This window comes from candidate division KSB1 bacterium (assembly GCA_034506335.1).
Taxonomy (GTDB): domain Bacteria; phylum Zhuqueibacterota; class Zhuqueibacteria; order JANLFK01; family Oleimicrobiaceae; genus Oleimicrobium.
Window position 1 is genome coordinate 1 of sequence record JAPDPR010000073.1, and the last position, 11,051, is coordinate 11,051.

11 protein-coding genes are annotated in these 11,051 nt (G+C 59.9%); 1 reads left to right on the top strand and 10 read right to left on the bottom strand.

Going from position 1 to position 11,051, the window contains the following annotated elements:
• The first annotated feature begins 681 nt into the window (after positions 1 to 681).
• The gene (locus tag ONB25_14480; protein ID MDZ7394090.1) at positions 682 to 834 is read left to right on the top strand and encodes a hypothetical protein; all 153 of its coding nucleotides are present in this window, start codon (positions 682 to 684) and stop codon (positions 832 to 834) included.
• Positions 835 to 1,516: 682 nt separating this feature from the next.
• Here the strand turns inward: ONB25_14480 and ONB25_14485 are convergent.
• The 10 genes from ONB25_14485 to ONB25_14530 all read right to left on the bottom strand — a co-directional run bounded on the left by ONB25_14485 (position 1,517) and on the right by ONB25_14530 (position 10,360).
• Entirely contained in the window at positions 1,517 to 2,599 is a 1,083-nt protein-coding gene (locus ONB25_14485; protein MDZ7394091.1) for a beta-lactamase family protein, read from the bottom strand.
• A 24-nt stretch (positions 2,600 to 2,623) separates the two neighbouring features.
• Complete coding sequence (locus ONB25_14490; protein ID MDZ7394092.1) at positions 2,624 to 3,769, bottom strand: T9SS type A sorting domain-containing protein; 1,146 nt, start codon at positions 3,767 to 3,769, stop codon at positions 2,624 to 2,626.
• Positions 3,770 to 3,838: 69 nt separating this feature from the next.
• On the bottom strand, positions 3,839 to 4,453 hold the full coding sequence (locus ONB25_14495) for an SGNH/GDSL hydrolase family protein (protein ID MDZ7394093.1): 615 nt from the start codon (positions 4,451 to 4,453) through the stop codon (positions 3,839 to 3,841).
• A gap of 31 nt (positions 4,454 to 4,484) precedes the next feature.
• Positions 4,485 to 4,955, bottom strand: coding sequence for a thioredoxin-dependent thiol peroxidase (gene bcp, locus ONB25_14500; protein MDZ7394094.1), 471 nt, complete (start codon positions 4,953 to 4,955; stop codon positions 4,485 to 4,487).
• 41 nt (positions 4,956 to 4,996) lie between these two features.
• Positions 4,997 to 5,620, bottom strand: coding sequence for a ferritin family protein (locus ONB25_14505; protein ID MDZ7394095.1), 624 nt, complete (start codon positions 5,618 to 5,620; stop codon positions 4,997 to 4,999).
• Between the two features lie 196 nt (positions 5,621 to 5,816).
• Complete coding sequence (locus ONB25_14510; protein MDZ7394096.1) at positions 5,817 to 6,341, bottom strand: ferritin family protein; 525 nt, start codon at positions 6,339 to 6,341, stop codon at positions 5,817 to 5,819.
• Between the two features lie 131 nt (positions 6,342 to 6,472).
• Positions 6,473 to 6,808, bottom strand: coding sequence for a ferredoxin:thioredoxin reductase (locus tag ONB25_14515; protein ID MDZ7394097.1), 336 nt, complete (start codon positions 6,806 to 6,808; stop codon positions 6,473 to 6,475).
• Positions 6,805 to 7,074 (bottom strand): glutaredoxin family protein, encoded by a 270-nt coding sequence (locus ONB25_14520; GenBank protein ID MDZ7394098.1) that lies wholly within the window; start codon positions 7,072 to 7,074, stop codon positions 6,805 to 6,807. The genes ONB25_14515 and ONB25_14520 overlap by 4 nt, the downstream gene beginning before the upstream one ends.
• A gap of 39 nt (positions 7,075 to 7,113) precedes the next feature.
• The gene (locus ONB25_14525) at positions 7,114 to 8,265 is read right to left on the bottom strand and encodes an FAD-binding oxidoreductase (protein MDZ7394099.1); all 1,152 of its coding nucleotides are present in this window, start codon (positions 8,263 to 8,265) and stop codon (positions 7,114 to 7,116) included.
• Positions 8,266 to 8,296: 31 nt separating this feature from the next.
• Positions 8,297 to 10,360, bottom strand: a complete 2,064-nt coding sequence (locus ONB25_14530; GenBank protein MDZ7394100.1) for an FAD-dependent oxidoreductase — start codon at positions 10,358 to 10,360, stop codon at positions 8,297 to 8,299.
• Positions 10,361 to 11,051: the final 691 nt, after the last annotated feature.

The following is an 11,051-nucleotide window of genomic DNA, read 5'->3' on the forward strand; positions in this document are numbered from 1 at the left end:
TTCCTCTACGGCTTATCCAACCTTGCGCCCAGTCTGGTGGAACAATCGCCTGCAAGTACCACTACCCGAACAGACGTCAGATTTGTCACCGCATAGGCAGCAGGCACGCTAGCCGCGCGGGAGCCCACGCAGAGGTGACGAAGAACCGATGCGGCTCCTCCTATCGCCGCGAGGAGCTGAGATGTTGTGGCGCGTCGGCGTGCTTGTCTCTACGCTCTCCTTTGTCGCCCGTAGTAGGAACGGCTGCGAGCACTCGGCCACGCCAATGGCCTTTCTGCGCCGAACAGCGGCTCGATGATGGCATGTGGCTTCTACGGTCTGCAACTCACCCAAATTACGGGGCACGGGGGGCCGGAGCGGCTGCACTGGACAGGTGACCTTGCGCAGCCTCGGGCAAAGCGAGGCGGAGATGAGACGGACACAACTGGTCATGGTGCTGCAAACCACCGTAATCGGGTTGCTTGGAGCAGAAGTAGTGTTGTTGACGTTGCAGAACCGCAAACTGGGGCGCCGTGCGCCGGTGCGAGTCAAGTGTCCCCACTGTGCGGTCAGGGCAGAGTGTATTCCGGAACGCAGCGGCAAGAACTGGCTGAGTCAGTCGCTGATTGTGACGCCGGCCCAACGGTCGAGCTTGCTGCCCCCCACACGGTCCCGAGGTTGTTTGGAGTCTTCTGGCAGGCCATGTACACCGCACTCAGGCGCGCAGGAGCCTATGGCTTTGCCTCTCGGCAGGTGTTGAACACCGACGTGATCGGCAGCAGGCGGCCGCACATCTACGAGACCAAAGTGCGAGTTGCTCAACCAATGTACTGGGCAGAGGCGCCCACGCATTGAGGCAGTTCGTCCTCGCCTGAAGTGGACACACACTCATGCAGGTCAAGGAGAAATTTTATATGCCCACAGGCCACAATTGGCACTTTACCGCGAGGGGTACGAGGTGGACCGTGGCAGGCCACTCTCGTTGCGGTCTTTGGCGGCCTTCACCTTGTGGGTCAGCTGTCGGCTGCCCCCGGACCGCTTAGGGGCCAGAAGGCCCACTGCCTGCGCCGCACCAAACCAAAGCTCCCGAAGTACAGCCTCCCTGTGGCTAAAGGATCCCTGGAGACTCCATCCACAGGAACGGCAGCCGCTCGAATACCTGGAGAGGCTGAACCTTGCTATCCCCCGCACCTATCTGCTCAAGGAATATTCCCGTCAGCTCTGGCATTAGCCAAGCAGGGGGGAGGCCTGGCGTTTGTCGGACCGCTGGCACCGCTCGGCTCTCAGCTCCGGATTTGGGCCCATGAGGTAGTGCGCCTCCCTGCTGGCGAGACATCGGGCTGGGGTTCTGGCCTCCTTCGATCTGCCCGTTGATAACAGTGCGGTGGAGGCAATGAATGCCCGCGCCAAGGCGATAAGCATCAGGGCACGAGGCTACCGTTCGCCAAGAGTCTTTTCCACCGTGGGCTACCCTGCCTGGGTGGCATCCAAGCGCCTCCTTCCCTGCACAGATTTGCGGGATGAGCGATAGAAAGAGTCACTTCAAGAAAAGATCAGTGACTCGTTCAGCCGTCTCCATCAAGCTGGGTTCATTGCGGTTCGTCAGCACGATCACGGTGAAGCGGTCGTCAGGGTAGCGTTGGATGACAGTAGCAAATCCGCAGGTGCTGCCCGTGTGGTGCATACGGCGATGTCCGCGATACGTATCCAGTCGCCAGCCGTGACCGTAGGACGTACTCGTGCCATCGCTGAGCAAGCCGGGGGTGAAGGCCTGCTCCAGTGTGGCGGCCGAAACCAGCCGTCGCGTGTACAAGGCCTGATCCCAGAGGAAAAGGTCACGAAGCGAAGAGTAGATGCCCCCATCGCCCAAGACTGCGCTAGTGGTACTCTGATCCTTGAACACGAAGCCGCTATCGTCCACAACGCGGTAGCCAAAGGCGCGGCACGGTACTTCCGGCCCGCCACGCTCGTAGGCCACCGTCCCGGCCATACCTAAGGGCAGAAAAACATTATCGCGGATAAAATCGGCAAAGTGCTGACCCGAAACCTTTTCGACCACCATGGCCAGTACGGCATAGCCAGAGTTGCTGTACCGAAACTCGCTCCCGGGTGGGAAGTAGGTCGAATCCTGTGCCATCATCATCCGCAGCACGTCGGCGTCGCTCACTTGCCTCGTCATGGTGTCGGGCAGGAGGGACTCATAGTCGATGAGGCCAGAGGTGTGATGGAGGAGGTGGTCGATAGTGATGCCCTCTCCGTAGGGCGGGAAGGCCGGAAAGACTTGGCGCAGTGTCTGGTCGTAGCGCAAGAGACCGCGCTCTACGAGAATCATGATACACATCGCGGTGAACTGTTTGCTGACCGAGGCGAGGCGAAAGTTGGTGCATTGGCGCACCGGCTCGCGCCTCTCCAGGTGCGCGAGCCCGTAACACCGTATCACGATGGGGCGCCCGTGGCGGATCACCATGAGCGCCGCGCCCGGCACCTGGCCACTGTAAGCGCGGAAGAGTTCATCCACTTGATGGAGCTTCCTGTTTGCGCACCCCTGCGCCAGGCAGACCACCGCCACTACTACGGCTAGCAGTGGTCGCTTCCCCGCCATCCGCTGTGTCCTGTCCATCTGTCCTCCTTTTGGGCCGCCACTCTACCTGAGGACTATGCAGTGGCCCGCAGCGGTGGCGCCGCCGGCCTGCAGCCGATAAGCGTAGACTCCCGCCGGCAACGCACTGGGGTTCCATGCCAACTCGATGAGCCCGGCGGGAACGTGGCCACCTTCGAATGCAAAGATCTCCTGGCCCAGGACATCATAGACGGTGAGTCTCAGCTGCCCGGCCGTCGGTATCTGGCAGCGAAAAGTAGCCCGTGGGTTGCAGGGATTTGGATACACTCTCACGCTCAGTGACGTGCTCTCGGAACGTCTCCCTTGTGGGCTTCCAGAGGGCTGCGAACCAAGAATCTCCAGGGCCTGGGCCAGCATCGTGTCCATGGCGTAGAGATGCTTGAGGTGATCATCTGCGGTATCGCCCAGGTAGCCCCGGAGGTGAAAGTGGCCAGTATCACACCGCGAATACTGGAAGCCGATTTCATCGGCCAGTGCGCACGGCACCCGTGCCGCGCCGATGGCGGCAATGAGGTAGTCGGCCGTCTGCGTGGTGGATTCGTATCCCGCCGTCTTGATGCTGGAATGCGTGAGGAGCATCACCTTTCGCCCTGCCGCAGCGTCGCGCGCAAAACGCACAAAATCCGCCATCTGCGCAATCATCAGACCTGGGTCGGAGCTACAGTGGAGGCCATCGGCGAGCTCGAGCGCTCTGAGCTGTTCATAATACGAGCCATTCTTGATGATCTCCCGCACGCCCGCATATCCCGCGCTGAAGGATGTCACAATGAGCGTGCCCAGCTGAGGGCAGTCCACAATCCCTCGCGTAGCCAGCTCGCGGAGCGCGACCTCCAGCATCGCAGCGAACCGACTCTGGTCTGAGAAATAGCTCTTGTAAGGACTGGACAGCGCGCCCAGGTGAATGTTTACCAACGCTGCATTGGCGTGCGCTTTGTAGACCTGATTCTCCGCTGCCCACGAAGCACTGTGCAGGTGCACCACAAGCGTCAACCTGCCATCTTGCGGCGGCTGGAAGTAATCTGGCACAAACAGTTGGGCGAATTGACCCTCTGCCCTATTCAGGCCCAGTGAGTCAGTTAGGTCCACCCGAAGGCCCACTGCCACCCCTTGCGCCATGACCACTGTAGCGCTCAGTAATCCCTGGATGCACCATACCGCAGCTCTCCGCATCGCCTCCTCCTGGGACCTCGGTCCAAGCGCGTGCGCTCTCGGCGGGGGCCCCCAGCGACCACTGTGGAATCAGCTAATTCGTTTCAGAATCTCCTGCAGGCGCTCGAAGACCATTGCCCCGTACAAATGGTTTCCCTGCGCAGTCAGGTGGATTCCGTCCTCTTGCACGAAATCAGCCAGTTTGATGGCACGTTCTTCCATCATGCGGGGTATGTCGACCAGTGGAGCTCTCAGCTCCGCGGCCAGCTGGCGCACCGCCTCGTTGTAGGGTTGAAGGTTCACATGGAGCGTGCGGCCATTGCCCTGCGCGAGCCTGGCACGAGAAAGAGGGTGATTGGCGACCAACACACATACACTCTTTTGCGCCCGACACACGCGGTGGAATTCTCGAAGATTCTTGCGGTATTCTTCCACCCCCACCGCGGGCACACGACCCCACGGCGCATGATTGCAGTCGTTGATGCCAAACTCTACGATCAACACCCCGGGCAAGAGCGGCAGCACGTCTTTGGCAAAGCGGGCTAAGCCATCGGCGGTGGTGTTGCCGTTCACGCCTCGATTGTACACGTGGTATACCCCTACCCGCCAATCGTCAAGTGCGATCTGCAAAACGGTAGGCCACCTGTCCCCCTCGGCACAATCCCCAGCCTGAGTGATGGAATCGCCAAAGCAGATCACGTTCATAGCTGCTCCCCGTGCCCACGTCCATGGCTTCTCATGCGCCGAGCGAGTTTAGATCTTGCAGCACTTCCTCTGCGTGTCGGTCCGGTTTGACCTTCTCGTACACTTTGGCCACGCGACCGTCAGGGTCAATCAGGAACGAGGTGCGGTTGGTGCCCATGAACTCTCTTCCCATAAACTTTTTCTTGCCCCACACGCCATACAAGGCGACCACCTTCTTTTCCTCGTCTGCCAGGAGCGGGAATTCAATCTTGTACTTGCTTGCAAAACGGGTGTGCGACGATACCGAGTCCACGCTGACCCCCAACACTTGCACCTTGAGCGCGCCGAAAGCAGGGAGGTTATCACGGAAAGCGCACGCCTCTGCCGTACATCCGGGCGTGTCGTCTTTGGGATAGAAATAGAGTAACACCCACTTTCCGCGGTAGTCCGAAAGTCGATGTACCACCCCCTTTTGGTCCGGAAGCGCAAAATCCGGAGCTTCGTCACCAACTTGTGGTTTCAATGTGCCTCCTTCATGGACGCTTCGTTGTTTTTGGGCGCGGGTTAGTCGCCCCAAAACCAGATGCCGCCACGGTTACTCAGGTAGTAGAATTCATCATTGAGAATTCGCCGGTGGAGAAGTTCTTCCGCAGCGAGCTTTTCGAACATCTCCTTTCCATGCGGGTCGGTGGTGCGCGATGCCAGGCCCCTGTACCGCTCGTAGGCCTCGGTCTCGGCCTCAATCGCTTTCTGAAGAATGCTCAGTGCGTCATCCCGCTGGGGTTCAATCTTGCCGGCGACTTCTCCGGCCGCCCGGAATGGAGCAAAGCCGGTGCCCGCATAGGGCAGAAAAGCGCCCGAGGTCCTTAGTGAGGCCAGCAGTTTCGCCAACGCCTCGTAGTGGCTTTGCTCAAACCTGGCCAGTTGTTGGAGCAGATTTCTCCCGCGCTCGTTGACGACTTTGCCGGCTGCCTCGGCGTAGAACTCTTGAGCCTTCTTCTCTGCGGCCATCGCCATTTCGACGGCTTCCATCATGCCCAGTTTCTCTTCCATAAATCGCATCTCCTGAGGAAAATGTCCGACAGGCCCCCGATTCTCGTCGAGCCCGGTCCCAGGCACGCTCTGGTTCATCCTCTCGAAGGTTCGGGCAGCCCTCAAAGCGTTTCGCCCTCGCAATGGGACGTGCACAAGGACCACCTCGAGAAGAGTCCCCTGTTGAGTTGACGGCCAGTCTGCGAGGAAAGCCTATGCGACCTCCTCTGGCAACGGAAGACCACCCCAGCCATAGTCCGCGGGCCTTGCCAGCGTTCCCGTCGCGCACGCGCAGGGCCCCACCTCCGCCCGGTGGTCCTTCTCGCCCCCTTGCCAAGCACCCCACGAAGCGCTAGTACTTGCCGTCCATCTGAAACTCCGGGATTCCCAGCCAGAAGCCCGTGCGATTGATGTGGTCCAGCTCTGCCTGAATAAGATCGTAGTGGCTGTCTTCCCACTCGGCAAGTCGGAGAAACACAGCCCGCGCCTCGGCGTTCCCGGCACCCTCCGCCTGCTGGCGGAAAAAGGCGGCCGCCTTTCTTTCCAAGTCCAGCGCCGTGTTCAATGCATCCACTTCCGCCAGACCGGCCTCCCCTCTGGTCTTGAGCTGCTTCTCCCTGATTGTGGGCACGATCCGCTCCACCTCCGACGTGGGGATTTGAACCGGCACAAGGGGTTGTCCCTCGAGCGCATGCCTCAGCTGACGCTCGATGATCCGACGGTGCTCATGCTCATCCATGGCGAGCCTAATGAACATGTTCTTGCCGGTCAAATCCTTCGTCTGTCTGGCGAATTTCAGATACGTCTCCAGCCCCTGGTCTTCAATGGCCAGTGCGGTCTGCAGACTTTTTGCAACCTCGCTCCCCTGTGGTGGCATGGTCTTCTCCCTTCTGTGCGCATAATGCGCCAGCTATTCACAACACCTCGCGCTCTCCATCCCCACAACTGCCACTGCCCGCTTCTGGCTCAATTGGCAGGTGCAGGGACGAATATCTCCGCCGCCTGCAGCTATATATCCAAAGTGCGCTCCACCGGACGCCGCTCGGGAATCTGCACATGGGGCACCTTACCATCGATCCAGTCCTGCGAGACGTATAGCCAGCAGTAGCACGCCCCATATTCCTCGATGTCCGGCTTCGCGTACACACACGGACAGACGATGTCGCTGTCTTTATCGGGATCGCCGGTCGCAGGCCGGCACGGGCAGGTGCGCAAGCCGTAGCGCTCACCATTCTTAAGCAGCCCCTCCAACAGCGGTCTGACCACCTCCCAATCCGGATTGAGGATGAGGCCACGCGTGGGGGCAAACTTCTTCAAGGCCTCATAGTACTGTTCCACAGTCATAGACCTAACACCTCCTTGACCCCGTCATAGTCCTCGCCAATTACGGCCATGTCGCCCACCACCAGCGTAGGGAATGACAGCCGGGGATTGATGGGCTGCAGGAAGCGTAGAATGGGGCGCTTCTCCTCCGCTGGCAGCAGGTCATAGTCAACAATCTTTGCCTGTACCTTGTGCTCTTGGAGAAAACGCTTCATGCGCTGACACCGGGGACAAGTGCTGAGGGCGAACAGGATGGGGATGCGGTTGGCGATTTCATACTCGTACATCGGCGACTCCTTGTTCTAATGCGCAGCTGCTATGGGCCTCTACTTTAGCATTTCTTCGCGGGCAAACGCCCGGCAAGGGCTCAATTGTTGGAGAATGTCGTCAAACTGCGTGCTCCCTTCGGCGAGCACTTGGGCAAGCATCGCTCCCAGGCCCGGACCCAGCATAAAGCCCTGCCCGCACATGCCCACCGCCAGGAGCACGTTGTCTATGCCCTCGGCATAGCCGACAATGGGGAAGCCATCTGGGGTCATTGGGTATAGACCGCGCCACGTGCGCCGCACGCGCAAGTGCCGCAAACGGGGGTACAACTCTACCATCCTCCTCGCCACTTGGGGCAAGAACAATGAGGTACAATCGCAGTCCTTGCCGAGAATAGGCGGGTTAGGGGTGATGCAAAAGACGACTTGCCCCTCCTTGTTTTGGTAGAAGTAGAAATTGGCGGAGTTTTCCCCGGCACGGAGGTCGACCACCATGGGACGGAACAACGGCTGCACCGGCTCGGTGATTCCCGCCTCGTGCGAATCAGGAAACACGGGAACGTCCAGGCCGAGCATGGCACCTGTCTCTCGCGCATCCGCGCCCGAGGCGTCCACCACCACGGCACACGAATAGACCCCCCTGTCGGTGACAACCGCCGTGACGTTCGCGCCCTCGATGCGGAAACCCACCACTTCTTCGTCGAAACGGAACTGAGCACCTGCCTGGCGCGCGAGGTAGCAGTAGGCGTGGGCCACTTTGAGGGGCGAAGCCGAGCCGTCCTCTGGCGAGTAGGTCCCTCCTCTCAACCCCTGGCGATTAATCCCCGGCACGAGGCTGGCGACCTCCTCCGGGACGAGCCAATCAATGTTCAGCCCGTACTTCTTTTGCTGAACCAACAAGCTCTTGAGTGTTCTTTCCTTCTGTTCATCGTAGGCAGGAAACAGGTATCCGCCTTGCACCCAGTCCACATCCAGGCCGTGTTCCTCCCCCATGTGGCGGATGATCTCCAGTGAAAGCAAGCAAATCTTGATCTTTGCCGGGTCAGAGTGTGTGGCGCGCATGCCCCCGATGGCTGCCCGATTCTGCCCCCTGCCGGGCGACGCTTCGCGCTCGATGACGGTCACCTTGAGCCCCTTGCGCGCGAGGTAATAGCTCAGCGGAAGCCCCACACTTCCTGCACCGATTATGACCACATCCGACGTGTTCTTCACTGGCAGCAGCGCCTCCGTGTCGCCCAGCTATTCATTCGGCTTCGTTGAGGATGGCAGTCAACGGCACCTCCACGGCGGGTGGTCGCACAGTGCCCTTCTCAACACGTTGCCATTCGACCCCGGCCATGGCAAAGGCCCTGGCCAGCACTTGCGAGCAATTCTTTCCGCCACAGGCACCCATTCCCACTCTCAACACCTTCAGCTGATTCACGTCCGTCACCTGGTGCTTTTTGATGAAATCGACGACCTCGCCCAGAGTAATCAATTCGCAGTGGCACACGACCCCTGCCTCCGGTGCGTGTGTCAAGGACGGGACCGGCAGTGGAGCTGTGTCCTCGGGTCTCTGCACCCGCACGCCGGCTGCCAAAGGAGCATTGGAAAGGGAAACACGGAGCGTGACTAGGTGGGTCTTGTACTTCTTGTTGTAACGAATCCTGAGCACCTCGGCCATCTCCAAGAAGTTCCCCTCCTGGTCCATAACTGGGAGGTGGTCGCCAACCGCGAAAGAGGGTCGGAGTTCATACGGGATCACCACTTCGGCCCAGTGGTCATCGATACAGCGGGCTAAGGTTATGGCGAGCCCGGGACAGGCCGCAACACATGCGGTACACCCGGAACATTCCCCCGAGAAAACTGGAGGGTCAAGAAGGTTGCCTTTCTTGCCGCGTAGAAAGATGGCCCCCGAGGGACACACTGCCGCACAGGGGTCACAAGGAATCTCCTCCACGCAATGCAAGATCGGCCGGAAGGTTTGACCCAGCTGCACAGGATGTTTGGCGTACACGTCTCCCGGTGGGCTTTTCAGCACCTCCATCTTCTGCGCGTACGACGGGTGGATCTGGACCTCCTTGCCTAGCATCTGGGCAAGGCGCAAGCCCGCAATCCGTCCGCCAAACATGGCAGAAGACGCCTCTGCGATTTCCTCAGCATCACCCGCCTTCACCACCGGAAAACCAAAGCGCTGCGCCAGTTGGTAGAACTCGTCTATCGGGGTCAATCCTACCGCCAGCAGCAGTGTGTCCACCGCAAAAGTGCGCGCCGTGTCCAGGAGCGGCTGATACTGCTCGTTCACCTTGGCGATGGTCACCTGCTCCACGTGTTCCCGTCCCTCAGCAGAAAGGATGGTGTGGGAAAGGTAGATGGGTACGCCCATCCGTTTGATTTTGTCCTGATGCACCTTGTAGCCCGCCACTTTGGCCAGGATGTCGGCGATACCCACCACCGTAATCCCGGCCTGCAAGGCATGGTATGCTGCTATGAGCCCTACGTTGCCGCTGCCGATGATGAAAAGGCGCTCGGCGGGCCGTACAAGGTCGCGGTTCACAAGCGTCTGAAAGGCGCCCGCCCCGTACACACCAGGCAAGTGATTGCCCGGAAAGATAAGGCCCTTTTCCCGTGCGCCGGCACTCACAACCAGTCCGTCAAAGGCCACCAGCACGTATTCTGTGCCCCCTACGAAGACACCAGCCTTCCGGTCCTTATAGATCCCCACCACCGACGCGTTGGTCATCACCGTGATATTGGGCAGATCCTGGACCTGACGTGCCAGCAGGCGGGCGATATCGACCCCGCGCGTGCCCGCGTAGCAATCCTCCACCGAGCCAAAAAACTTGTGCGTCTGCAAGACAAGCTTTCCCCCCAACGCCGACTTGTCGTCCACCAGCACAACGGAAAAGCCCAGCTTGGCGAGCTCTATCGAGGCAGTCAAGCCGGAGGGGCCACCACCTATCACCAGGACGTCGCAGGTCAGTTGCTTTTGTTCCCAGAGGGAAAGGGGCCGATCGTCTTCGGGAACGGCAGGAACTCCTCGGAGAGTCCGCACGTCCATGCCGGCGCGGAGCGGCGTGACACATGTCTTTTGGGCCCTGCCATCGACCAACATCGTGCAGTGGGAACACTGCCCATTAGCGCAGAAGATGCCCTGCGGCGCGCCACCCCGGCGATGATGCGAAAACGACCACACGCCATTGGCAATCAGTGCGGAGGAAAGCATCTCCCCCTCAAACCCGACCAGCTCTCCCCCATCGAAGGTGAAACGAACTCGCTTCCGCTCGGTAGGAACTTCCAGGATTGGATGACTGTCAATTCTTGCCATGCATGTCCTTATCGCTACCCCGTCTATGGTGAATCAGGCTCCACCTGAGGACCACTCACGTTCTTTCCGCTTCCAGCACTGCAAACACCTCCTGCCTCTGCTGTGCCCATGATGGCTAACCAAGGGCCAGCGTGCGCACCGCTTCGTGCTCCCATGACCACGCTATAGTCTTCTCAGCGTGTGAGAGGCATTTTTCTCCGTCCACATGGGCCTCCCAGCGAACAGCCCTACTCGTCCCCCAAGCCTCCACTCTTTGTGGCGTCCGCCCTCGCTCATCACGGCCCATCTGCGGCCAAGGAACCCCGCGGACCTGAAGCGGGCGTCCGGGAGGGCGGAGCGAACGTGGCGGCCCGAGGACCTCCTCGCGCTTTGAACCAAGGGTTGTTCCTGGACGAGACCAGGCACTGCCCGCCGAAAGAAAACCCGAACCGGGCACTCGGCACGTGGCCAGCGCCTGCTGGCAAAGCCAGAGTGCCACAGCACCGAGCACGCGTCACAGGATCTTCCATGCTCGCTTTCGTAAGACGAGGGGCAAATCTCACCTCCCCCCGGCGATAAGTTGGCGCCGAACCTCATCCACCATCATATCCCGGTTCACTTTGGTGATCTCGTACAGCTTGACGAATGGCAACTGCTTAATGCGATCGGCAAAAGGGTGTCGCTGCGACATGATGGCCCCGAGCACCGGTTT